Origin of the sequence: Geobacillus lituanicus, from assembly GCF_050994965.1 — a bacterium.
In the GTDB taxonomy this organism is placed as follows: domain Bacteria; phylum Bacillota; class Bacilli; order Bacillales; family Anoxybacillaceae; genus Geobacillus; species Geobacillus stearothermophilus.
Genome location: NZ_CP194773.1, coordinates 2,022,755 through 2,045,068, shown reverse-complemented (window position 1 = coordinate 2,045,068; position 22,314 = coordinate 2,022,755). Strand labels below are relative to the sequence as shown.

The 22,314-nt window shown below is 54.0% G+C and carries 24 protein-coding genes and 1 pseudogene; 22 read left to right on the top strand and 3 right to left on the bottom strand.

The window, feature by feature from the left end; all coding sequences use genetic code 11:
• Position 1 precedes the first annotated feature (1 nt).
• The 7 genes and pseudogenes from ACR1UW_RS10390 (at position 2) to cobO (ending at position 6,721) form a co-directional block, all read left to right on the top strand.
• Complete coding sequence (locus tag ACR1UW_RS10390; RefSeq protein WP_289651086.1) at positions 2-1,186, top strand: cobalt-precorrin 5A hydrolase; 1,185 nt, start codon at positions 2-4, stop codon at positions 1,184-1,186.
• On the top strand, positions 1,132-2,499 hold the full coding sequence (locus tag ACR1UW_RS10385; RefSeq protein WP_047818426.1) for a cobyrinic acid a,c-diamide synthase CobB: 1,368 nt from the start codon (positions 1,132-1,134) through the stop codon (positions 2,497-2,499). The genes ACR1UW_RS10390 and ACR1UW_RS10385 overlap by 55 nt, the downstream gene beginning before the upstream one ends.
• Positions 2,492-4,003, top strand: a complete 1,512-nt coding sequence (locus tag ACR1UW_RS10380) for a cobyric acid synthase (RefSeq protein ID WP_498933211.1) — start codon at positions 2,492-2,494, stop codon at positions 4,001-4,003. Before ACR1UW_RS10385 ends, ACR1UW_RS10380 begins: the two co-directional genes overlap by 8 nt.
• Positions 3,981-4,301: pseudogene (locus ACR1UW_RS10375) on the top strand (transposase); the annotation flags it as partial. The gene ACR1UW_RS10380 and the pseudogene ACR1UW_RS10375, both read left to right, overlap by 23 nt.
• A gap of 68 nt (positions 4,302-4,369) precedes the next feature.
• The gene (gene cobT, locus ACR1UW_RS10370; RefSeq protein ID WP_498933209.1) at positions 4,370-5,428 is read left to right on the top strand and encodes a nicotinate-nucleotide--dimethylbenzimidazole phosphoribosyltransferase; all 1,059 of its coding nucleotides are present in this window, start codon (positions 4,370-4,372) and stop codon (positions 5,426-5,428) included.
• Positions 5,425-6,195, top strand: a complete 771-nt coding sequence (gene cobA, locus ACR1UW_RS10365) for a uroporphyrinogen-III C-methyltransferase (RefSeq protein WP_237420348.1) — start codon at positions 5,425-5,427, stop codon at positions 6,193-6,195. The genes cobT and cobA overlap by 4 nt, the downstream gene beginning before the upstream one ends.
• Entirely contained in the window at positions 6,176-6,721 is a 546-nt protein-coding gene (gene cobO / locus ACR1UW_RS10360; protein ID WP_498933206.1) for a cob(I)yrinic acid a,c-diamide adenosyltransferase, read from the top strand. Before cobA ends, cobO begins: the two co-directional genes overlap by 20 nt.
• 40 nt (positions 6,722-6,761) lie before the next feature.
• On the opposite strand, the gene ACR1UW_RS10355 is transcribed toward cobO, so the two are convergent.
• The 3 genes from ACR1UW_RS10355 to metA all read right to left on the bottom strand — a co-directional run bounded on the left by ACR1UW_RS10355 (position 6,762) and on the right by metA (position 8,244).
• Complete coding sequence (locus tag ACR1UW_RS10355; RefSeq protein ID WP_011231282.1) at positions 6,762-6,911, bottom strand: hypothetical protein; 150 nt, start codon at positions 6,909-6,911, stop codon at positions 6,762-6,764.
• A gap of 154 nt (positions 6,912-7,065) precedes the next feature.
• Positions 7,066-7,164: a YjcZ family sporulation protein gene (locus ACR1UW_RS10350; protein WP_011231280.1), complete on the bottom strand. Its 99-nt coding sequence runs from the start codon at positions 7,162-7,164 to the stop codon at positions 7,066-7,068.
• Between the two features lie 171 nt (positions 7,165-7,335).
• Complete coding sequence (metA, locus tag ACR1UW_RS10345; RefSeq protein ID WP_061567748.1) at positions 7,336-8,244, bottom strand: homoserine O-acetyltransferase MetA; 909 nt, start codon at positions 8,242-8,244, stop codon at positions 7,336-7,338.
• Between the two features lie 125 nt (positions 8,245-8,369).
• On the opposite strand from metA, the gene ACR1UW_RS10340 reads away from it, so the two are divergent.
• From ACR1UW_RS10340 to fabG, 15 genes are all read left to right on the top strand, one after another.
• Entirely contained in the window at positions 8,370-8,885 is a 516-nt protein-coding gene (locus ACR1UW_RS10340; protein WP_237420346.1) for a hypothetical protein, read from the top strand.
• Positions 8,886-8,944: 59 nt separating this feature from the next.
• Positions 8,945-9,421 (top strand): glutathione peroxidase, encoded by a 477-nt coding sequence (locus ACR1UW_RS10335; protein ID WP_498933203.1) that lies wholly within the window; start codon positions 8,945-8,947, stop codon positions 9,419-9,421.
• An 18-nt stretch (positions 9,422-9,439) separates the two neighbouring features.
• Positions 9,440-10,585, top strand: a complete 1,146-nt coding sequence (locus ACR1UW_RS10330; protein ID WP_498933201.1) for a conserved virulence factor C family protein — start codon at positions 9,440-9,442, stop codon at positions 10,583-10,585.
• 298 nt (positions 10,586-10,883) lie between these two features.
• Positions 10,884-11,321 carry a BrxA/BrxB family bacilliredoxin gene (locus ACR1UW_RS10325; protein ID WP_033010047.1) on the top strand — a complete coding sequence of 146 codons (438 nt, stop codon included), beginning with the start codon at positions 10,884-10,886 and terminating at the stop codon, positions 11,319-11,321.
• A 71-nt stretch (positions 11,322-11,392) separates the two neighbouring features.
• Positions 11,393-11,524 carry a YuzL family protein gene (locus ACR1UW_RS10320; protein ID WP_080729592.1) on the top strand — a complete coding sequence of 44 codons (132 nt, stop codon included), beginning with the start codon at positions 11,393-11,395 and terminating at the stop codon, positions 11,522-11,524.
• A 251-nt stretch (positions 11,525-11,775) separates the two neighbouring features.
• The gene (locus tag ACR1UW_RS10315; protein WP_498933199.1) at positions 11,776-12,960 is read left to right on the top strand and encodes an LL-diaminopimelate aminotransferase; all 1,185 of its coding nucleotides are present in this window, start codon (positions 11,776-11,778) and stop codon (positions 12,958-12,960) included.
• Positions 12,961-12,981: 21 nt separating this feature from the next.
• Positions 12,982-13,566: a YpjP family protein gene (locus ACR1UW_RS10310; protein WP_498935299.1), complete on the top strand. Its 585-nt coding sequence runs from the start codon at positions 12,982-12,984 to the stop codon at positions 13,564-13,566.
• 92 nt (positions 13,567-13,658) lie between these two features.
• Positions 13,659-14,363 carry an anthrax toxin lethal factor-related metalloendopeptidase gene (locus ACR1UW_RS10305; RefSeq protein ID WP_498933197.1) on the top strand — a complete coding sequence of 235 codons (705 nt, stop codon included), beginning with the start codon at positions 13,659-13,661 and terminating at the stop codon, positions 14,361-14,363.
• A 360-nt stretch (positions 14,364-14,723) separates the two neighbouring features.
• Positions 14,724-15,944 carry an IS110 family RNA-guided transposase gene (locus tag ACR1UW_RS10300; protein ID WP_327820755.1) on the top strand — a complete coding sequence of 407 codons (1,221 nt, stop codon included), beginning with the start codon at positions 14,724-14,726 and terminating at the stop codon, positions 15,942-15,944.
• A 146-nt stretch (positions 15,945-16,090) separates the two neighbouring features.
• A complete protein-coding gene (locus ACR1UW_RS10295; protein ID WP_498933194.1) occupies positions 16,091-17,338 on the top strand; it encodes an RNA-guided endonuclease InsQ/TnpB family protein in 1,248 nt (415 codons plus the stop codon).
• 200 nt (positions 17,339-17,538) lie between these two features.
• Entirely contained in the window at positions 17,539-18,372 is an 834-nt protein-coding gene (locus ACR1UW_RS10290; protein WP_498933192.1) for a pirin family protein, read from the top strand.
• 95 nt (positions 18,373-18,467) lie between these two features.
• Positions 18,468-19,217, top strand: a complete 750-nt coding sequence (nfsA, locus tag ACR1UW_RS10285; protein ID WP_498933191.1) for an oxygen-insensitive NADPH nitroreductase — start codon at positions 18,468-18,470, stop codon at positions 19,215-19,217.
• 189 nt (positions 19,218-19,406) lie between these two features.
• On the top strand, positions 19,407-20,150 hold the full coding sequence (locus ACR1UW_RS10280) for an NAD-dependent protein deacylase (RefSeq protein ID WP_498933188.1): 744 nt from the start codon (positions 19,407-19,409) through the stop codon (positions 20,148-20,150).
• Between the two features lie 180 nt (positions 20,151-20,330).
• Positions 20,331-21,509, top strand: coding sequence for an acyl-CoA dehydrogenase family protein (locus tag ACR1UW_RS10275; RefSeq protein ID WP_063329650.1), 1,179 nt, complete (start codon positions 20,331-20,333; stop codon positions 21,507-21,509).
• Between the two features lie 35 nt (positions 21,510-21,544).
• A complete protein-coding gene (fabG, locus tag ACR1UW_RS10270; RefSeq protein WP_498933186.1) occupies positions 21,545-22,309 on the top strand; it encodes a 3-oxoacyl-ACP reductase FabG in 765 nt (254 codons plus the stop codon).
• Positions 22,310-22,314 lie beyond the last annotated feature (5 nt).

Below are 22,314 nucleotides of genomic sequence, written 5' to 3'. Positions count from 1 at the left end.
GGTGGGGGCTGTTGCCATAAACAACGAAAGGAACGGCGTCTATGCGGTCGTGGCCATTACGAAACACGGGGTCGAGATCGCCCGCCGGCTCGGCGGCGCGCTAGTTGGAGCGGACGTGTATTATACGGAGAAATTCGCCCGCGGCGATGAAGCCGAGCACGGGATCCGCTTGTTTTCCGGCAACGTGAAGACGTTGCTGCCGGAGCTGTTCGCCCGCTACGACGGGCTCATTTGCATCATTTCGCTCGGCGCGGTCGTCCGGATGATCGCTCCATTGCTGAAAGATAAAAAGACCGATCCGGCGGTTGTCGTCATTGATGATAAAGGAGAACATGTCATCAGCGTATTATCCGGCCATTTAGGAGGCGCCAACGAACTGACGCGGCGTGTGGCCGCCATATTGGGCGCCCGCCCGGTCATTACGACCGCTTCCGATGTGCAGCAGACGATCGCTGTTGATCTATTCGGCCGCGAATTCGGCTGGGAATGGGAGTCGGATGACAACTTGACGCCGGTGAGCGCGGCTGTTGTCAATGAAGAACCGGTCGCCATTGTGCAAGAGTCAGGAGAACCAAATTGGTGGCCGGCGGGCCGCCCGCTGCCAAAAAACATCACCATGTACGGCTCGATCGCGGAGGCGCTGGCCGCCCGCCCGACGGCAGCGCTTGTGGTCACTCACCGGCTGCTTGCGCCGGAAGAAGAAGCGATTTTGCAAAACGGCGTCTTGTATCGCCCGAAAGTGATCGCCCTTGGCATCGGCTGCAACCGCGGCACATCGGCTGACGAAATCGAAGCGGTCATTCATGAGACGCTCAATGAGCTGCGCTTTTCGCTCAAAAGCGTCAAAGCGGTGTGCACCATTGACTTGAAAAAGGATGAACAAGGCCTTTTAGAGGTAGTCAACAAATATCGATGGGAATTGGTTGCATATACGCCAGAAGAGCTGAACACGGTGCCGATCGAAGCGCCGTCGGAGACCGTGTTTCGCTACACCGGCGCCTACGGGGTGAGCGAGCCGGCGGCGAAATTGTACAGCGGTGCCGATCGAATGGCGCTCGTGAAAAAGAAATCGGGCAACGTGACGATTTCGGTGGCACTGATCGATCACAGACGCAGAAAGGAGAGCGAGCCATGCGACGGCTTGTCATCGCTGCGCCAGGAAGCGGAGCCGGCAAAACGACTGTAACGCTCGGCTTGATGGCGGCGCTGAAGCAGCAAGGATATACGGTGCAAGGGTTTAAATGCGGACCAGACTACATTGATCCGACGTACCATACGGCGGTCACCGGCCGGCCGGCGCGCAACTTGGACAGCTGGATGGCCGGCCGTGCGAACGTGCGCCAAATGTTGGCGAACGGCTGCCAAGGGGCGGATCTCGCCATCATCGAGGGGGTGATGGGGCTGTTTGACGGCAAGCAGCCGCTGTCTGATGAAGGATCGACAGCCGATATTGCGGCATTGACGGAAAGCCCGGTGCTGCTTGTCATTGACGCCGCCGGCATGGCCCGCAGCGCTGCTGCCATCGTCCGCGGGTTTCAAACTTTTCACCCCAACGTCCGCATTGCCGGCGTGTTTGCGAACCGCGTCGGCGGCGAAGGGCATTTCCGGCTGATTCAGGCGGCCATCGAGCAAATGTGCGGCATCCCGGCGGTCGGTTATTTGCCAAAAGACGAGGCTCTGACGTTGCCCGAGCGGCATTTAGGGCTCGTACCGTCGGTGGAGCGCGGCGAATTGGATGCTTTTTTTGCCGCCCTTGGGGAAAAAGTAGCGGAAACAGTCGATTGGGAGGCGCTGCTTCAAATCGCCGAGTCCGCTCCGCCTCTGGAGGCGCCTGCGCCGCTTGTCCAGCCAAGCCGGACGTATCCGGTTCGCATCGCGGTGGCGAAGGATGCCGCCTTCCACTTTTACTATCCAGAAAACTTGGAGATATTGGCCGCCTATGGCGCGGAACTTGTTTATTTCTCTCCGCTCGCCGGCGAGCCGCTTCCGGAAGGCGCCGACGGGCTGTATATCGGCGGTGGCTTCCCGGAGGAATTTGCCGCTGAGCTGGCGCGGCAGACGGCGGCGAAACAGTCGATCCGGGCGGCGATTGAATCCGGTTTGCCGACGCTGGCTGAGTGCGGCGGATTTATGTTTCTCACCGAACAGCTTGTGACGACGAGCGGGGAGGCGTACGACATGGTCGGCGTCATTCCGGGGCGGGTCGTCATGCAGCGGACGCTGGCGGCGCTTGGGTATCGCGAAGTGCGCGGGCGGAAAGGGAATTTTCTATTGCCGGAAGGAGAAACAGCGCGCGGACATGAATTCCATTATTCGGTGTACGAACCGCGGAGCGAGATGCCGTTTGCTTATGACACGAGCGGCCGGAAAGGAACAAAGCCGGACGGTTGTCTAATGCACCGGCTTGTCGCCGGCTACGTCCATTTCCATTTCGCGTCCGCCCCGGCGATGGCTGAACGATGGCTCGCCGCATGCGAGCGGGTGAAACGCGATGGCTAGAGCGCTGCCAGTCATGTTTCAAGGCACCCATTCCGATGCCGGCAAAAGCGTCATCGCAACCGCCTTTTGCCGCATGTTTGCCCAAGACGGCTGGAAGACGGCGCCGTTTAAGTCGCAAAACATGTCGTTAAACTCATATGTAACGCCGGACGGGAAAGAAATCGGCCGGGCGCAAGGCATTCAGGCGGAAGCGGCCGGAGTGGCGGCGCGCGTCGAGATGAATCCGATTTTGATTAAGCCAAGCCGCGATCACGAGTCGCAAATCGTCGTGCTTGGCAAACCGTATGCCAATATGCAGGCGTTCGCCTACCGAAACGAGTTTTTCGACCAAGGACTGGCCGTCATTCGCCAGTCGCTTGAAACGCTGATGAACGAATACGATCGGCTTGTCATCGAAGGAGCGGGAAGCCCGGCCGAAGTGAATTTAAACGACCGTGAGCTCGTCAACATGCGCATCGCCCGCCTCGCCAATGCTCCGGTCGTGTTGATCGGCGATATTGAGCGGGGCGGGGTGTTCGCGAGCCTCGTCGGAACGCTGTCGCTGCTTGAGCCTGAGGACCGAAAGCGGGTCATCGGCGTCATCATTAACAAGTTTCGCGGCGATGTGTCACTGCTTAAACCGGGGCTTGATTGGTTTGAGCAACACACCGGCGTGCCGGTGCTCGGCGTTGTCCCCTATTTGCCGGATTTGACGATCGATGCGGAAGATTCGCTGTCGCTTGAGCGGTTTGCTTCATCTGTCGGGGGAGAGGAAGCGATTGACATCGCCGTCATCCGCTATCCGAAAATCGCCAATTTCACCGATATCGACCCGCTTTTGGCCGAACCGGACTGCCGCGTCCGGTTGGTGACGCACGCGGGTGAACTCGGCGAGCCGGATGTGATCGTGCTGCCGGGAAGCAAAAACACGATCGAAGACTTGATTTATATGAAGAAAAGAGGACTCGCTTCCCGCATTGTGTCGCTTGTCAATGAAGGAAAAGCGAGGGTCGTCGGCTTATGCGGCGGCTACCAAATGCTTGGCGCCGTCATCCGCGATCCGTATGGAGTCGAGACGCCGCTTTTGGAAGTCAAAGGGCTTGATTTGCTGCCGATGGAAACAACGCTTGAGCGGACGAAAATCACGATCCGTTCCGAAGGAGTGCTTACATGGGGCGGAGAGCGATTTGCCGTGCAAGGATACGAAATTCATATGGGCCGCTCGGCGCCGCTTTCTGGCTATGCGCCGCTTATTGAGGCGGACGGCCGTCATGAAGGGGCGAAGCACAGTGATGAGCGGGTGCTGGGCACGTACATGCACGATTTGTTTCATAACGATGCGTTCCGCACCGCGTTTTTCAACAACATTCGCCGCCAAAAAGGAATCGCTCCTTCTGGCGTCCGACTCTTTCGCTCGCTCAAAGAAAAGGCGTTCGACCGGCTTGCCGCTCATGTCCGCCAGCACGTGGCGGTCGAGCGGATCGAACAGATGATGCGTCAATTTGGCTGTCGCGATCACAGTTGAAATCCAACAACGGGAAGACACCAAGGCAATGGGCGTTGATTTGGGACTTCGTTATATCGCCGTTGCCAGCATTGGAACGAAATCGTTGTTTTTCAAGCACAGCCAATGCGCTTTCATTCGCCGACGATATGCGGCTTTGCGGCGAACGTTGGGCAAAGCGAAGAAGCTCCATATGATTCGCACAATCGGCCGTAAAGAGTCCTGCTGGATGAAGGATATAAACCATAAAATCAGCCGTCAAATCGTCCGTTTTGCCCTCACCAACGGTGTTGGCATGATTCGGATGGAAAAGTTGACGCGTTCCCTCAATCATAGACGAGAAAGGAGGAAGCGCCTATTCCCGCTTGATGGGGATATGGTGCGCCCATGATGAATGTTTCCATCCCACCGATCCACCGTGAAATGGTTGAACAAGCGCGTGCCTATATCGATCAATTGACCAAACCGCCCGGCAGCCTCGGCCGTCTGGAAGAAGTGGCGGCAACGCTTGCCGGCATGACCGGGGAGCTGTTTCCACGCGTCACTCCGCCCGGAGTGCTCGTGTTTGCGGCCGATCATGGCGTCGCGGAAGAAGGGGTGTCCGCCTATCCAGCCGAAGTGACGGCGCAAATGGTGTACAACTTTGCCAACGGCGGAGCGGCAATCAACGCCTTCAGCCGGCAAATCGGCGCGTTGCTTCAAGTCATTGATGTCGGTGTCGCCGTGCCAATTGCTGATGAGCGTGTCATTCAGAAGAAGGTGCGCCCGGGAACGAACAATTTCGCCAAAACGGAAGCGATGACGCCGTCCGAGGCCGAACAGGCGCTTTATGTCGGTTACGAACAGGCGGCATCCATCATTGAACAAGGCGCCCGCACGCTTATTGTCGGCGAAATGGGCATCGGCAATACAACCGCTGCGAGCGCTTTATTGGCCACGCTCTCCGAGGAGCCGCTTGAGCGCATCGTTGGCAAAGGAAGCGGCATTCAAGAGGAGATGCTTGCCCATAAACGGGACGTCATCCGCCGGGCGCTCTTGCTTCATCGCCCCAATCCGGCGAAGCCAGTTGAATGGCTTTCGAAAATCGGCGGGTTGGAGATTGCGGCTATGGCCGGGGCGATGTTGGCAGCCGCTGAACGGCGCATTCCGATTTTGCTTGACGGCTTTATTTGCACGGCGGCTGCCCTTGTGGCCCGCCAGTTTGCCGGGAACGTCGCCGACTATATGATTGCCGGCCATCGTTCCGAAGAGCCGGGGCACAGCATAGCCCTTCGTTTGCTTGGGAAAGAGCCGCTTTTGGATCTTGGCCTGCGCCTTGGCGAAGGAAGCGGAGCTGCTGTGGCGTTTCCGCTCTTGGTGTCCGCAACGGCGATGGTGAACGAAATGGCGACATTCGCTTCGGCAGGCGTTTCCACCGCTGATGCGAAAGGGGAGAACGGGAAATGACCATCGGCAAAGTGTATTTAGTCGGCGCCGGGCCGGGCGATGAAAAGCTCATCACGGTTTACGGCCGCGAATGCCTAGAGCGGGCGGATGTCATTATTTACGACCGGCTCATCAACCGGAAGCTGCTGCGCTACGCAAAGCCGGGCGCTGAGGTTCTTTACTGCGGCAAAGAGCCGGGAAAACATGACACCGTTCAAGAACAAATTCACGAGCTGCTCGTTTGGCATGCGCAACAAGGCAAAACGGTCGTCCGCTTAAAAGGCGGCGATCCGTGTGTGTTTGGCCGCGTTGGCGAAGAAGCGGAAGTGTTGGCGAAAGCCGGCATTCCGTTTGAAATCGTTCCCGGGGTGACATCCGGCATCGCTGTTCCGGCGTATGCCGGCATTCCGGTCACCCACCGGGATTACGCTGACTCGGTGGCGATCGTCAGCGGGCATCGGAGCGAGCAAGTCGATTGGGAGGCGCTCTCCCGCGGATGCGATACGATCCTTGTCTACATGGGAGCGGCCAATTTACCGGATATTTGCGGCCGGCTGATGGCGGCGGGCAAGCCGTCGGATACGCCGGCGGCCGTCATTGAATGGGGGACGACCGAGCGGCAGCGCACCGTGGCGGCGCCGCTGGCGACGTTGCCGGTTGAAGCGCGAAAGGCCGGCATTTCCCATCCGGCCATCATCATCATCGGCGATGTCGTTCGCCTGCGTGAGACGATTCAATGGTTTCCAGAGGGGCAAGGAGGCGTGGGCGATGCCGACGCCTCGTCGTAGCGGGCGTGTCATCGTGTATACGGGCGACGGAAAAGGAAAAACGACGGCCGCATTGGGGCTTGCCCTGCGTGCCGTCGGTCGGGGAATGAACGTCGCGGTTTTGCAGTTTTTGAAATCGCCGGAACGAACATACGGCGAGCAGTTGGCCCTAGAGCGCCTTGGCGTCGACGTCCGTCAGCTCGGCGCCGGCTTCACATGGACGAAAACGCCGGACATCCACCGGGAAGCATTGAAGCGTGCCTGGGCGGTGGCCAAAGAATATGTGTATTCCGGACGGTATGATATGATTGTGCTCGATGAACTGAACAATGTGTTGGCCATTGACCGCTTTCCCGTTGAAGATATCGTATCAGTCAGCGAGGTGCTCGAGCTGATCCGCACGCGCCCGCCGTCGCTCCATCTTGTCATCACGGGGCGCGCGGCGCGCCCGGAGTTGATGGCGGCTGCCGATATCGTTACGGAAATGAAGTTGGTCAAGCATGACTATGAACAAGGAAGGGCCGCGATGAAAGGGATTGAATTTTAGAAGCAAAAAAGCGGCCGTTTTTTAGCCGCTTTTTTGCAGGTTAGGCATTTTCATCGGTTTTGTCATTTTGGATTTTGTTTTGCCGACGTCCTTTGCTGTTATCGCCGGAAACCGGGCCGCGAAGCAAGGCCATCGGATCTTGCGTTGGCGCGTTTTGATTGCGGCTGCCGTTGTTTGGGCGTTTCGTCATGAGCTCCACCTCCTTTGGCTGCCGTTGTCATACGTTTAGCATGGACGATGCTTTCATTCCTATGCATGGTTGTCTACAGCCCAGCATAAAAAAAGCGGGAAGCGTTCGTGTTCCCGTTGCAAGCCGGCCGGATGAAGGCAATCAGTGATTTCGGTTAGTAGGCATATCCGCCCAAGCAGGCACATCCAACAATAATCAACAAAATAAACAGAACGACAATCAACGCAAAGCTGTTTCCATGCCAAGCGCCCATCATGTTCACCTCCTGGTGGAATCTATCGTATTGTATGTCAAAAAAACGAAAAGAACAGGGCGATTGTCGAAACACGAAAACAATCGTCCAAAATGAGAAAAACGCCTTGCATATGTTTCAGCAAGGCGTTTTTTCGGGATGGTTCAAGTGAAATGATTGCATATATTGATTTCATTCCCATTCATAAGGCGTTTCTTGATACACGTAATAGTTCAGCCAGTTGACAAACAGTAAATTGGCATGCGAGCGCCATGTGTTCAGCGGCGGCTGGCTTGGGTCATCATTGGGAAAGTATGATTCCGGGATGCGAATCGGCAGCCCTTTCGCCAAGTCGCGTTCATATTCTTCTTTGAGCGTTGTCGCATCATATTCTGGATGGCCCGTTAAGAAAATGCGGCGCCCGTCGTTCGATGCGACGAGGCAAACGCCGGCTTTGTCAGACATGGACAAAATGGTGAGATCCGGCACTTTTTCGATGTCTTCGCGCTTGACGTCTGTATGGCGGGAGTGCGGCATGCGGAACACATCGTCAAAACCGCGCAATAGTTTTACGTTTTTCACTTCCACCGTATGGTTGAACACACCGAAGCATTTTTCCGGCAATGGGTATTTCGGAATGCCGTAGTGATAGTATAAGCCAGCTTGTGCCCCCCAACAAATGTGCAACGTTGACGTGACGTTCGTTTTCGTCCATTCCATAATTTCCGTCAATTCTCCCCAATAGTTGACCTCTTCAAACGGCATTTGCTCGACCGGCGCTCCGGTGATGATCATCCCGTCGAACTTGCGATGGCGAATGTGCGGGAAAATGGTGTAAAATTGTTCTAAATGATGTTTGCTTGTCGTTTTCGGCTCATGGGTCGCCGGGCGCAAAAAGGTGATGTTCACTTGCAGCGGCGAGTTGCCGAGCAGGCGCAATAGCTGCGTTTCCGCTTTTTCTTTTTCCGGCATTAAGTTTAAAATAACGATATTGAGCGGGCGGATATCTTGCGAATACGCCCGTTCTTCGTCCATGACGAAAATGTTTTCTTGTTCGAGGATTTCTTTTGCTGGCAAATCTTTTGGAATGTTGATTGGCAACGATGTCCCCTCCGTTTCGTTCTCGTTTTTTAAATAATTCCATTATAAAAAGTTTATTGACTTTCTTCAATTCATTTTTTCGTTCGTGGACATTCAACAGCGAAAGAAAATAAGGGGGGAAACGAATGGATCCGACGGCGTTTGACAATTTGAAAACGGTGTTGGAAGGAGCCGTCTATGATGCCGACTTGCAAGGGCGCATTGCCGTCACCGACCGCCGCGATCTCGCCGATTTGGCCCGCCTGTCGCGCGAGTACGCCATTTCCTTTCAACAGGCCGGTGCGCCTGATCCGCCGGTCGTCTGCACGGTGCGGCTTACGATCGATTTTGCCGAACTGGTGAATGAACGGCTCCATCACGGCCAGGCCGGCTGCCGGCTTGCGGTCTCGTTCGCCTTGCCGGTGCGCCGCCTGTCCGTTTGTGCGCTTATCGAAGGAACGCTGCGGACGATTTGGGGCAAGGAGCGAATCATTCGGCAAACGCTCCGCTTTCCGTTTCCGCATGAACGCGGCTCGTATGAAAATGAAGCCGTGGTCGAATTTGCCCGCCTTATTTACGAAGAAAACGCGGCCGATTTACCGGAAATGGTGCCGTATATGATTTCCTCGCTCGAACAGCTGCAGCCATTTGCCGGCCAGTAACGGTGCAAAAAGTGGAAACAACCGGAGAAATCGGCTATGATGGGGGTGAGGTGAGAACGATGAGTGTGTATGAATTCAGCGTCAAAACGATTCGCGGAGAGGAACAACCGCTTTCCGTCTATCGAGGCAACGTGCTGTTGATTGTCAACACGGCGAGCCGTTGCGGCTTTACCCCGCAGTATAAAGAACTGCAGGAGCTGTATGACGAATATCGTGATCGCGGGTTTGTGGTGCTCGGCTTTCCGTGCAACCAGTTCGGCGGCCAAGAGCCAGGGACGGAAGAGGAAATTGAACAATTTTGCCAGTTGAATTACGGCGTGACGTTCCCGCTGTTTGCGAAAGTGGATGTGAATGGCGCTCACGCCCATCCATTGTTTCAATATTTAAAAGAAGAGGCGCCGGGGGCGTTGGGGACAAAGGCGATCAAATGGAATTTCACGAAGTTTTTGGTCGACCGCAACGGCAAGGTTGTAGCTCGTTTCGCACCGCAAACAAAGCCAAGCGAGCTGAGAAAGGAAATTGAAAAGCTGCTGTAAGGCAAGGAGGGGTAACGCTTGCGCATTCAAGCGATTGAGCCGACGCCAAGCCCGAATACGATGAAAGTGCTGCTTGATGAAGAGCTGCCGTTTGGCACGAGCCATAACTACAAGCCGGACAACGTCGCCGCCGCGCCGCCGATCATCCAGGCGCTCATGCGCATTGAAGGGGTGAAAGGCATTTACCATGTCGCCGATTTTCTGGCCGTCGAGCGTCATCCGAAGTACGATTGGCGCGACATTTTGACGAAAGTGCGCGAAGTGTTCGGTGAGAAAGTGGATGACGGCGCCGAGACAAAGCCGAAAGGAAACGAACATTTCGGCGAAGTGAAAGTGTTCGTGCAAATGCTGTACGGTCTGCCGATGCAAGTGAAGCTTGTCGATGGGGAGCGCGAACACCGCGTCGGGCTGCCGAAACCGTTTATGGACGCAGTCATTGAGGCGCAAAAATACGCGGGAAATGTTGTGCTTGAGCGCAAATGGGTCGAAAAAGGGGTGCGTTACGGCACGTTCGAAGAAATCGGCCGCGAAATCGTCGACGAGCTGTCAGCCGCCTACCCGCCGGAGCGGCTCGAGCGAATCGTCAACATGTTCCGTCGCGGCGAGCTGGAAAAAACGGCGCAAAAACGGCCGGGCATCAAAGTGACAAGCGAGATGCTCGATGACCCGGACTGGCGCAAACGGTATGCCGCGCTCGAACAAATGGCTGAGCCGACCGAGGACGATATTCCGGTGCTGGCCAAAGCGTTAAAAGATGAAAAAATGGCGATTCGCCGCCTGGCGACGGCATACCTTGGCATGATCGGCGGGAAAAAGGTGCTTCCGTATTTGTACGAAGCGCTAAAAGATCCGGCTGTCGCTGTCCGCCGCACTGCCGGCGACTGTTTGTCCGACATCGGCGACCCGGACGCCATTCCGGCCATGATCGAGGCGCTCAAGGACGAAAGCAAGCTCGTTCGTTGGCGCGCGGCTATGTTTTTGTACGAAGTCGGCGATGAATCGGCCTTGCCGGCGTTAAAAGCGGCGGAAAACGATCCGGAATTTGAGGTCAGCTTGCAAGTGAAAATGGCGATCGAACGGATTGAAGGCAGCGAAGAGGCGAAAGGCTCCGTCTGGAAGCAAATGACGGAAAGTCGAAAAAAAGAGAACAAGACGGAGAAATAAAAAAAGGCGCGCCGGCCGGCGCGTCTCTTTCTTTGGCCAAACAAGCGATTCTTGTTAAGTCGTCACGGTTGTGCTCAAGATACGTTCATTCTATTTGAATGTTCCACGCTGCAGTCACTGACGGCAGCCACTTCATTTTCGGGTTTGCGGCTGTTTCCCAGCCGGCGCTGATTTGGAGGGGCGTCTTCCCCCGGCCATCGGCTTTTCACTTGCCGCTGGCAGCCGTCTTCATTGATTTTTTCGTGCGAAGTATAGTATGCTGATAGCACAACGATGATCATATGGAGGGATGATGGCCATGTCGATGGCATATGAAGAATATATGCGTCAGCTCGTGCAGCCGATGCGCGATGAGCTCGTCCGCGCCGGTTTCCGCGAATTGCGCACGAGTGAGGAAGTCGAGCAGTTTATGGAACAAGTGGAAGGAACGACGTTTGTCTTTGTCAACTCAGTGTGCGGCTGCGCCGCCGGACTGGCGCGCCCGGCCGCGACGCAGGCGGTGCTTAGGAGCGAGAAAAAGCCGGATCATCTTGTGACGGTATTCGCCGGCCAAGACAAAGAGGCGACGGCGAAAATGCGCGAGTACTTTGTCGGCTATGCGCCGTCCTCGCCGTCGATGGCGCTCTTAAAAGGAAAGGAAGTTGTTCATTTTATCCCGCGCGAAGACATCGAGTTTCACTCGATGGAGGACGTGATGGAAAACATTTTGGCTGCGTTTGACAAATATTGTAACTGATGCCTTATGCCTTCCCAGGCCTTGCATACCGCTGCCGGCGCCGGGGAACGATAAGGGCGGAGGTGATCGGCGTGCCGAAGCGGAAAAAAGACCGTTCGAAAACGGGCGTCAGCGCCCCGGAGGTGAGGGGACAAGGCACGACGCAAACGGAAACAGGCGCCTACGAGCTTGATTCTGCGCGTAAAAAAACGAAAATCGACTGAAAGAAAACGGAGCTCCTGTGCGGAGCTCCGTTTTCGCTGCCGCCGTCAGGCATTGGCGATGCAGCTGTAAATGAAATACAACAACGTAATGAGGCTGGCCGCAAAAAAGATGGTTGTCATCGCTGTTTTCCCGCCTTTCTGTCTATGTTTTCCCCTTGAACATATGATACACTATTCATGTAATCATAGTATATACGAACAAAAGTGAAAAGGAAAAGCGGTTTTTGTTTTGGCAAGGGAGAGGAAAGACGATGAAAAGGGCGAAACGAATGAACGCATTTTCTGCATCGATTTTTGCCGAATTGGCGGCGTATCGCCAACAGCGGCGCCATCTTCATGACGAGTGGATCGATTTAAGCGTCGGCAGCCCGGATTTGCCCCCGGCGCCGTTTGTGCGTGAGGCGATCGCCCGCTACGCCAACGAGCCGAATGCGTACGGCTACACATTAAGGGGCATTCGCGAGTTTCATGAAGCGGTCGCCGACTATTATCGCACGGCGCATGGCGTCGTGCTCGATCCGGAGACGGAAGTAACGTACGTCATCGGATCACAGGACGGGCTCGTGCATTTGCCGATGGTGTTTGCCGACCCGGGGGATGTCATTTTATTGCCGGATCCCGGGTATCCGGCGTATGCGGCGGGGGTGGCAATGGCGGAAGCGGAGCCGTACTTTCTGCCGCTGAGGGAGGAAAACCGCTTTTTGCCGGATTTGCGTGCGATCCCGGAGGACATTGCCAAACGGGCGACAATCATGTTTATCAACTTCCCTGGAAATCCAGTTCCAGCTATAGCGACAGAATCGTTTTATCGCGAAGTGGTCGAGTTTGCGAAGCGGTACGATATTCTCGTTGTGTCCGATTTTGCTTACGGCGAGCTGTATTATGACGGAAACAAACCGGTGAGTTTTCTTTCTGTTCCAGGCGCAAAGGACGTTGGCGTGGAGATCAATTCGTTGTCCAAAAGCTACAACATGGCCGGCTGCCGGGTCGGCTATTTGTGCGGAAATGCCGAGGTGATTCGCACGTTCGCCGAGTTTAAGTCGAATTTGGATTATGGCGTCTTTTGGCCGATTCAAAAAACGGCGGCCGAAGTGCTGCGTCATGGGGCCGACTTTTGCGCCGAAAGCCGCGCGATCTATCAATCGCGCCGCGATGCGCTCGTTGACGGGTTGGCCGACATCGGCTGGGCGGTTGACCGTCCGCAAGCCGGTATGTTCGTGTGGGCGAAAATTCCGGACGGCTTTACATCGCTTTCGTTTGCGAAGGCGCTCATCGACCAAGCGGGCGTCGTCGTCACGCCCGGGCACGCGTTTGGGCCAAGCGGCGAGGGCTATGTGCGCATCGCCCTCGTCCAGCCGGAGGCGGTGTTGCGCCGGGCGGTCGCCAAATTAAAAGCGACCGGCTTGTTTGCGTCTTTAGCCGCTGATCGGCGGTAGTGGGAGGTGAAGGCGATGAAGCTGCCGTCTTGGCTTCGAAAAACGCTTGTTGCCGCCATTACCGTCTGCACGTTTGGACTCGTCACACCGCCCGCTTCGCTGCTCGCGGCCAAAGAGCCGCCGTCAGATGACGCCCCGTCTCCCGATTGGAAGCATTCCCAAGCAGACCATGCGGCGGAAGCTGTTTCTGTTTCGTTAACTCGTGAACAGTTTATCGAAGAGATGATGGAAAAGGCAGTGGCGCAGTCGTACGAAAAGTTCGGCCGCAAAATCGCCCCGGTTATTGAAGATGAATTTCGCACCGTCATCTTGCCGCGCATCGAAGAGGTGATTGCCGGGCTGGCTGAACGCTGTCCGGAAGAAGAGCTCCGTTATTTGGCCGTATCGGAAAATCCGTCCGGCGGGCAAGGGGAACGCATTTTCCATTTGTATCGCATGGACACAGGAGAAGATCTCGTCCGCTTTCACGTCCGCCGCGAACACCCGCCGCAGGACGGGTACTGGTTTCAATTTCACTATCATACTTGCGATGATGGCTTTCAAGCTCACTATGAACTCGGGAAAATCTACTGGTCCAAAAATACGCCGCCGAATTGGCGCACATAAACCGCTTGCGGTTCTTTCCTGATTTTGCGCGTTTTTTCCCTGCTTCGTTCTATGATATCATTTTCATAGAATAAAAGAAGCGGGGGAACACCATGAAACGATTGTGGACTAGTTTGTTGGCAGCGCTGTTCGCGATTCCGCTTCTATCGCTTTCGCCGTACCCGGCCGCCCACGGCGTGCTGCTTGAAGAAAGCAGCCTTGGTCTTAGGGGTGTTCCGTCTCATGATGTGCTTGGCCGCATCATCATCGTGCCGGAGACGGAGTTTTCCGCCTCTGAAGCGAATGAAATGATCCGGACGCTCGCCCGCATTGATCGCACGATTTTAGAGCAGGCGGCGGACCACCATATTTACATCCAACTGTTGACCGGCCCGATCACCGATGAGCCGACGGCCCGCCACTTGCGTGGGAAAACCCCGCGCGGCTATGCGCCGGGATCCAAAACATGGGATGACGTGCCGGGCATCGGCGGGTCGCATTTGGTGCTCGTCCGTCTCGGCCATAGCGAAAAAGGGAAAGGACACGGCTCGGTCAATTTGGAGCTGCATGAGTTTGCTCATTCGCTCGATTACATCGTATTTGACCGCATTCATGAAACGGACGAATTTCAAGCGATTTGGCGGGAGGAGGCGCCGCGGCTTTTTCCTGGCGAATCTTATTTTTTGACCTATCCAGAAGAGTATTTTGCCGAGTCGTTTGCCTATTATTACGCAAGTGAAGAGACGCGGCACACGCTGCGGGCGGCAGCGCCGAACACATACGCATTCATCCGTGGATTGGCGGAGCGGGCCTCGTAAAAGGCTCGTTTTTTTTATCTTAATTAGGCGAGAAGACTCCCACTTCAACGAAGCGAAGCGGAGTAAGTGGGAGATGAATCGCCTTAACTATATTTTGCTGAAAATAGGATAGACTCCCATGACAAAAAAATTTCGTCACCATCGGAAGGATGAAAACAACCTTCTGTCGAATGGTCTCCTTGCAGCTGGGGTCATGAGGTCGTTGTATCTATGGTACGTAAAAGTCCGAAGGATAGACAGACCCCAGTAGTCTGGTGCACCACGGAATGTCGCTCCCTTGAGGGAAGCACGCAGGATAGAATGCTTGAACAAAGGCTGCTGCACCAGCTGTTTTTGAGAACGAAGCAGGGAGGAAGACCGATGCGCGTCTTGTATGAACGCTGTTGCGGATTGGACGTGCATAAGCAATCGATTACGGCTTGCGCCCTTACCCCTGAAGGAAAAGAGATTCGCACGTTTGGTACGCTGACCGACGATCTCGAGGAGTTGGTGGATTGGCTGAAAGAAAAAAAGGTGACGCACGTTGCCATGGAGTCGACGGGCGTATATTGGAAGCCAGTGTATAATCTCCTCGAAGCAGAGCCGATCGAAGTGCTTGTCGTCAATGCCCAACACATCAAAGCGGTTCCCGGGCGAAAGACCGATGTCAAAGATGCCGAATGGATCGCGGACTTACTTCGCCATGGATTGCTAAAAGGGAGTTACATCCCTCATCGGGCTCAGCGGGAGCTCCGGGAACTGGTCCGTTATCGGCGCAGTTTGATCGAGGAACGGGCACGGGAGCTCAACCGCATCCAAAAAGTGCTGGAAGGAGCCAATATCAAGCTTTCTTCGGTCGTATCCGACATCAACGGGATGTCGGCCCGGCTCATCATTCGCGCCCTTATCGAAGGAAAGGACGATCCGGCGGCCCTCGCCCAGCTCGCCAAAGGGCGGCTGAAACAAAAAACGGAAGAGCTCCGGCGCGCATTGAAAGGAGTGATGGGGCCGCATCAACGCATGATGCTGGCCGAGCAATGGCGTCATGTGGAGTATTTAGATGAAGCGATTGCCCGGTTGGATCGGGAAATTGAGGAACGAACGAGCCCTTTTCATGAAGCGCTGGAGCTCATCGATACGATCCCGGGAGTGGGGCGGCAAAGCGCGGAACAAATTGCAGCGGAAATCGGGACGGATATGAGCCGGTTCCCTACCGCCGCGCACTTGGCCTCATGGGCCGGAATGGCTCCCGGGAATCATGAGAGTGCAGGGAAACGGTTGTCAGGTCGAACGAGGAAAGGGAACAAGAAGCTGAGGTCGTGCCTCGTGGAATGCGCCCGTGCCGCCGCCCGAACGAAGAACACGTACCTATCGGCCAAGTATCATCGGATCGCCAAACGAAGAGGAGCGAATCGAGCGAGTGTCGCGGTCGGGAGAACGATTTTAGAAATGATCTATTATATCTTAACTCGAAAGGAACCGTATAGAGAGTTGGGAGCCGACTACTGGGATCGGCAGCGAGAAGCGAGCATCGTGCGTCAAACGGTGAAACGATTAGAGGGGTTAGGGTACGAAGTGAAACTAGAAAAAACGAGTGCATAGCACTTATTAACCATATATATACTGAAATACCTTCCTTTGGAATACGATTCCGAAGGCTAGGTGGGCTCCGTTTTTTGTCTTAAATGGTGTTTTCAGGATAGATTCAGTAAAATATAGTATAATATAGTTAGATGGGAGGTGAAAAAATGTATTTTTGTATCAAACAACAGCTAAATGGTTTGACCAAAGAAGAATACTTGACTCTTCGAGAACTGTGCCATATTGCCAAGAACATGTACAACGTCGGATTGTACCATGTCAGACAATACTATTTTGAACACAAGGAATTTCTTAATTATGAGAAAAACTATCATCTTGCAAAAACTAACGAAAACTATAAGCTGTTAAACAGCAACATGGCACAGCAAATTTTAAAAAAGGTCAATGAAGCCTTTAAATCTTTCTTTGGTTTGATCAGTCTTGCCAAACAAGGAAAATATGACCACAAGGCTATCAGTATTCCAAAATATCTTAAAAAAAATGGCTTTCATTCACTGATCATTGGCCAGATTCGTATAGACGGCAACAAATTCACGATACCGTATTCTCGCCTATTTAAAAAGACTCACAAGCCTATCACGATAACGATTCCGCCTGTGTTACTGGACAAAAAGATTAAGCAGATTGAAATCATTCCTAAGCATCATGCCAGGTTCTTTGAGATTCAGTATAAATATGAAATGCCTGAAGATCAAAGAGAATTAAATGACCAAAAAGCACTGGCGATTGATTTAGGATTAAATAATCTTGCCACTTGTGTCACATCAGACGGCAGATCGTTCATCATTGATGGGCGGAGATTAAAAAGTATAAATCAATGGTTTAACAAAGAAAATGCCAGACTTCAAAGCATAAAAGATAAGCAAAAAATCAAAGGCACCACTCGTAAACAGGCTTTGCTTGCTATGAATCGCAATAATAAAGTGAATGATTATATCAACAAGACTTGCCGTTACATCATTAACTACTGTATTGAAAATCAAATTGGCAAACTTGTCATTGGCTATGCGGAAACATGGCAACGCAATATGAATCTAGGAAAAAAGACAAATCAAAACTTTGTCAATATTCCTCTCGGTAACATAAAAGAAAAACTAGAATATCTTTGTGAATTTTACGGCATTGAATTCTTGAAACAGGAAGAATCCTATACGTCTCAAGCCAGCTTTTTTGACGGCGATGAGATTCCTGAATATAATGCCGACAATCCAAAAGAATATAAGTTCAGCGGCAAACGTATTAAGCGCGGCTTGTATCGAACAAAGTCTGGCAAACTAATTAATGCTGATGTCAATGGCGCATTAAACATCTTAAAGAAAAGTAAAGCTGTAGACCTGAGTGTCTTATGCTCTAGCGGCGAAGTGGACACGCCTCAAAGAATAAGGATTGCTTGAAGCAGTCAAACTTCTTTGGAAGCCCCCACTTCAAATTTTCGCTAGAAAATTAAGTGGGGGTAGTTCACGGGCAACACGGTAAGCAGATCATTTGCCTGTTTTTGGATGAATCGGATACGCTAGAAGGGGACGCGGTTCGATGATGCTGGCGTCTGTCTCCCGACGGCAGCGGGAGAGGAAAAACAAGAAGGAGGATCCATATGGCTGTTCAACGCCGCATTCGCCATATCAAGACGGTGCAAATCACCGCCAACAGCCCGATTCACCGAAGCGGGCCTGTGCTGGAGCCTGGGAACTGGCAAGAGTATGATCCGTTTTTGCTGATGATGGAAGATATTTTCGAGCGCGGAACCTTTGATGTCCACCCGCACCGCGGCATCGAGACGGTGACGTACGTGATCAGCGGCGAGCTCGAACATTTTGACAGCAAAGCCGGCCACGGCACGCTCGGCCCCGGGGATGTGCAATGGATGACGGCCGGCCGCGGCGTCGTCCATAAAGAAGACCCGGCTCCCGGTTCGACGGTGCACAGCCTGCAGCTTTGGATCAACTTGCCGAGCACGCATAAAATGACCGAGCCGCGCTACCAAAACTTGCGCGCCGAGGACATGCCGGTGCGAAAAGAGGAAGGGGCGGTGATCCGCGTCTTTTCCGGCTCATCGAAAGGCGTCAAAGCGCCGACGAAAAACATCGTCCCGGTGACGATGGTCGACATGACGGTGGAGCCGGGGGCGACGGTGGCGCAAGACTTGCCGGGCCATTACAACGGCTTTTTGTACATTTTAGAAGGCAGCGGCATGTTTGGCGCCGACAAGACGGAAGGAAAAGCCGGGCAAACGCTGTTTTTCAGCCGCCACGACCGCGGCGAAGAAACGGAGCTGCAGGTGACCGCGCGTGAAAAGCTGCGCCTTCTTCTTTACGCCGGCGAGCCGGTGAACGAACCGGTCGTCGCCTACGGGCCGTTCGTCATGAACACGCCGGAACAAATCCGCGAAGCGATCCGCGATTACCAGGAAGGGCGGTTTGGGCGATAATGGAAGGGAAAGAGCCGATTCGTTGTATGGCTCTTTCTTTTTTGTTATCATGTTCACAAAAAGAAGCCGTTGGGCTGTTCAAGGAGGACATAGTCATGAACCAAGTCATCGAAACGATTCTCCAGCACCGTTCGATCCGCCGGTTTGAAGACCGGCCGTTGACGGATGAACAAATCCGCACGATCGTCGAATGCGCCCAGGCGGCATCGACTTCAAGCTATGTTCAAGCGTACTCGATCATCGGGGTGAAAGATCCGGAGAAAAAACGGAAGCTCGCCGAGCTGGCGGGAAATCAATCCTATGTCGAGCGTAACGGCCATTTCTTTGTCTTTTGCGCTGATTTTCACCGCCATGAGCTCATTGGCGAGCTAGAAGGAAAAGACGTGCTTCCATCGCTTGAGAGTACGGAAAAGTTTATGGTTGCGCTGATTGACACGGCGCTTGCGGCGCAAAACGCCGCCATTGCCGCGGAGTCGATGGGGCTTGGCATCTGCTACATTGGCGGGCTGCGCAACAACCTGCCGGAAGTATGCCAACTGCTTAACATACCGAAACGGGTCATTCCGCTGTTCGGGCTTGCCGTCGGCTATCCTGCGCAAACGCCGGATCCAAAGCCGCGGCTGCCGTTTGAACACGTTTATCATGAGGACGAATACAACCAAGACCGCGCCCGATTCCTCGAACAATTGCAACGCTACAACGAAACGGTTTCGGCGTATTATGAGCAGCGGACAAACGGCCGCCGCCGCGACACATGGACCGGGCAGATGGCCGATACGCTCAGCCGCCAAGTCCGGATGTACATGAAGGAGTTTGTGGAAGGGAAAGGGTTCAATTTACGGTAGCCTCTCTTCGTTCGGAAGAGGGGTTTTTCTTGCAGGCGATTCCATTTGTGAGAAAACTATGCCAGTCCGTTGGACATTGGTTTTAGTGATTGATTTTGTCTGGAGTTTCAGCTATACGTTATGGCCTCGAAAAGAACCGAAGGCGAGACTGGCAAAACCAAGAGGTTCGTAGGAAAGGAGAGAACGAGGATGGACCAAATCCGGCAACTGGCGCAATGGATCAAAGAGGCGAATACGATCGCCGTCCTGACCGGGGCGGGGATGAGCACGGAATCCGGCATTCCTGATTTTCGCAGCGAAAACGGCCTTTATGCCCAAGAGGACCATGTCGAATATTATTTGTCAGAGCATTACTATAAGAAAGATCCGGCTGATTTTTGGCGTCGATTCAAGCGGATGTTTTCATTAAAAATGATGGGCGGCTTTGCCCCGAATGATGGGCATCGGTTTCTCCGCTGGCTTGAGGAGATGGGCAAGACGGTGACGATTTTGACGCAAAATATTGACGGGCTGCATACAAAAGCAGGGAGCACGAATGTCATTGAGCTGCACGGCACGCTGCAGACGGCGACATGCCCGTCATGCGGCAACAAGTATGATCTGTCGTTTATCAACCGCCACGAGGTGCCGCGCTGCGAAAAGTGCCAGACGATTGTCAAACCGGATGTCGTTTTGTTTGGCGGGCTCGTTCCTCGTATCGAAGAAGCATTCGCTAGAGCGGCGGAAAGCGACTTGCTTCTGGCCATGGGAACAAGTTTGGAAGTGGCGCCCGTGAATCAAATCCCGTTTTATGTCGCCGCCGAATCGCCGGCAACAAGGAAAGTATTGATTAACAAAACAGCGACAAGAATGGATGGGATGTTTGACCTTGTCATTTATGGCGGAATCGGAGAAACGGTCGCCAACGTGCGCAAGCAACTACAGGCGGAATAGATCGATAGATTCCATGCCAACGGGAGAACACATATGGCGTTTTCCCGTTGGACAAAAAATCAAAAAAGGCATTGTACTTTTCAGAACATTCTAATATAATAAAGATAACATACCAACCGGTTGGTATTTTGATGAGTGGAGCCGAGCATAAAGGCGTAACAGAAAACGGAGGGGACCATCATGTATTTGCGCTTAACAGACGAGCAGCGCATGGTGCAAAAAGCGATCCGCAAGTTTGTCGAAAAAGAATTGATGCCGCTCGAAAATGAAGTATTGCGCAATGAGCGAGAAGGAAAGCCCGGGCTTGCGCCGGAGAAATTGAAAGAATTGCAATTAAAAGCGAAAGAAGCGGGTTTTTGGGGGATCAACACGCCGGAGGAATACGGCGGCGCGAACTTGGGCCACGTCATGCAGGCGATCGTCCTAATGGAAGTGTCGAAAACGCTCGTTCCGTTCCAGTTCGGCGGGTCGGCGGACAACATTTTGTATTATGCGAATGAGGAGCAGAAGAAAAAATACTTGATCCCGACGATCAACGGCGAGAAAAAATCGTGTTTCGCCATGACCGAGCCAGGGGCGGGGTCCGATACGCGCAACATCAAAATGACGGCGGTCAAAGATGGCGATGAATGGGTGTTGAACGGGGAAAAAACGTTCATCACCGGCGGCAATGACGCCGATTTCGTGATGGTGATCGCCATCACCGACAAAGAGCGGCATCAGGCGACGAACGGGCGCGAAGGGGTGACGTGCTTTATCGTTGACCGCGAGATGGGCTGGCGCTCCGAACCGATTTATACGATGGGGCCGTCGACGCCAGCCAGCTTGATTTTCGAAAACGTGCGCGTGCCGGAAGAAAACATTTTAGGCGAGCTGCACTACGGTTACAAGCTTGGACTTGAGTGGATCGGCTATGCGCGCTGGGTCGTCGGCGCCCGTGCGGTCGGGGCGGCGGAGCGGCTGCTGCAGATGGCGATTGATTATGCGAAAGAGCGCGTCACGTTTGGCAAGCCGATCGCCGAGCGGCAAGCAATCCAATGGATGATCGCCGATTCAGCGGTGGAAATCGAAGCGGCCAAATGGCTGGTGTTAAATGCGGCGTTTACGCTCGACCAAGGGGAGGACAACCGCCACTTGGCATCGATGGCGAAACTGTTTGGCGCGAACATGGGCAATCGCGTCGTTGACCGCGTCATGCAAATCCACGGCGGCATGGGCTATACGAAGGAAATGCCGATCGAGCGTTGGTATCGCGAAGCGCGGCTGTGGCGCATTTACGACGGCACGGATGAAATTCAGCGCCTCATTATCGCTCGCAACTTGATTAAAGGGCATGTCAAACTTGGTCAGTTCATCTGAAAAATGAAAGCGTTATCGAAAGGGAGGAGAACACGATGAGCCAACGGTTTGCAGGAAGAGTGGCGTTTGTGACCGGAGGAAGCCGCGGCATCGGCAAGGCGATCGTCACCCGCTTCGCGGAAGAAGGGGCGAAAGTGGCATTCATCGATTTAAATGAAGAAGCGCTTGAAGCGACGGCTGCCGAGCTGCGGGAGAAAGGGTATGACGTGTACGCCAAGGTGGCGAGCGTCACCGACCGCGAACAAGTGGAAACGACGATGCAAGAGGTCGTCGACCGGTTCGGCTCGCTTGATATTCTTGTCAACAACGCCGGCGTCATCCGCGACAACTTGCTCTTTAAAATGACGGACGACGACTGGCAAACGGTCATGGACGTTCATTTGAAAGGGGCGTTTTATTGCGCCCGCGCCGCGCAAAAATATATGGTCGAAAAAGGGTACGGGCGCATCATCAACATTTCGTCGACCTCCGCGCTCGGAAACCGCGGCCAGGCGAACTATTCGGCGGCGAAAGCCGGCATTCAAGGGTTTACGAAAACGTTGGCGATCGAGCTCGGCAAGTTCGGCATTACGACGAACGCCATCGCTCCAGGATTCATTGAAACCGATATGACAAAGGCAACCGCTGAGCGGCTTGGCATTTCGTTTGAGCAGCTCATTGAGGCGAGCGTCGCCAACATCCCGGTCGGACGCAGCGGCCGTCCGGAAGACATCGCCCATGCAGTCGCGTTTTTCGCCGACGAACGGTCGTCGTTTGTTAACGGCCAAGTGCTGTATGTGGCCGGCGGCCCGAAATGTTAAGGGGG

Excerpts from the sequence above, each read along its gene's own strand:
- ACR1UW_RS10325 (WP_033010047.1), top strand. The coding sequence starts at position 10,884 with ATGTCGATGGCATATGAAGAATATATGCGTCAGCTCGTGCAGCCGATG.
- ACR1UW_RS10280 (WP_498933188.1), top strand. The coding sequence starts at position 19,407 with ATGGACCAAATCCGGCAACTGGCGCAATGGATCAAAGAGGCGAATACG.
- ACR1UW_RS10305 (WP_498933197.1), top strand. The coding sequence starts at position 13,659 with ATGAAACGATTGTGGACTAGTTTGTTGGCAGCGCTGTTCGCGATTCCG.
- nfsA (WP_498933191.1), top strand. The coding sequence starts at position 18,468 with ATGAACCAAGTCATCGAAACGATTCTCCAGCACCGTTCGATCCGCCGG.
- ACR1UW_RS10385 (WP_047818426.1), top strand. The coding sequence starts at position 1,132 with ATGCGACGGCTTGTCATCGCTGCGCCAGGAAGCGGAGCCGGCAAAACG.
- cobA (WP_237420348.1), top strand. The coding sequence starts at position 5,425 with ATGACCATCGGCAAAGTGTATTTAGTCGGCGCCGGGCCGGGCGATGAA.
- ACR1UW_RS10275 (WP_063329650.1), top strand. The coding sequence starts at position 20,331 with ATGTATTTGCGCTTAACAGACGAGCAGCGCATGGTGCAAAAAGCGATC.
- ACR1UW_RS10380 (WP_498933211.1), top strand. The coding sequence starts at position 2,492 with ATGGCTAGAGCGCTGCCAGTCATGTTTCAAGGCACCCATTCCGATGCC.
- fabG (WP_498933186.1), top strand. The coding sequence starts at position 21,545 with ATGAGCCAACGGTTTGCAGGAAGAGTGGCGTTTGTGACCGGAGGAAGC.
- ACR1UW_RS10355 (WP_011231282.1), bottom strand. The coding sequence starts at position 6,911 with ATGACGAAACGCCCAAACAACGGCAGCCGCAATCAAAACGCGCCAACG.
- ACR1UW_RS10350 (WP_011231280.1), bottom strand. The coding sequence starts at position 7,164 with ATGGGCGCTTGGCATGGAAACAGCTTTGCGTTGATTGTCGTTCTGTTT.
- ACR1UW_RS10295 (WP_498933194.1), top strand. The coding sequence starts at position 16,091 with ATGTATTTTTGTATCAAACAACAGCTAAATGGTTTGACCAAAGAAGAA.
- ACR1UW_RS10300 (WP_327820755.1), top strand. The coding sequence starts at position 14,724 with ATGCGCGTCTTGTATGAACGCTGTTGCGGATTGGACGTGCATAAGCAA.
- ACR1UW_RS10335 (WP_498933203.1), top strand. The coding sequence starts at position 8,945 with ATGAGTGTGTATGAATTCAGCGTCAAAACGATTCGCGGAGAGGAACAA.
- cobO (WP_498933206.1), top strand. The coding sequence starts at position 6,176 with ATGCCGACGCCTCGTCGTAGCGGGCGTGTCATCGTGTATACGGGCGAC.
- cobT (WP_498933209.1), top strand. The coding sequence starts at position 4,370 with ATGATGAATGTTTCCATCCCACCGATCCACCGTGAAATGGTTGAACAA.
- ACR1UW_RS10340 (WP_237420346.1), top strand. The coding sequence starts at position 8,370 with ATGGATCCGACGGCGTTTGACAATTTGAAAACGGTGTTGGAAGGAGCC.
- ACR1UW_RS10290 (WP_498933192.1), top strand. The coding sequence starts at position 17,539 with ATGGCTGTTCAACGCCGCATTCGCCATATCAAGACGGTGCAAATCACC.
- ACR1UW_RS10315 (WP_498933199.1), top strand. The coding sequence starts at position 11,776 with ATGAAAAGGGCGAAACGAATGAACGCATTTTCTGCATCGATTTTTGCC.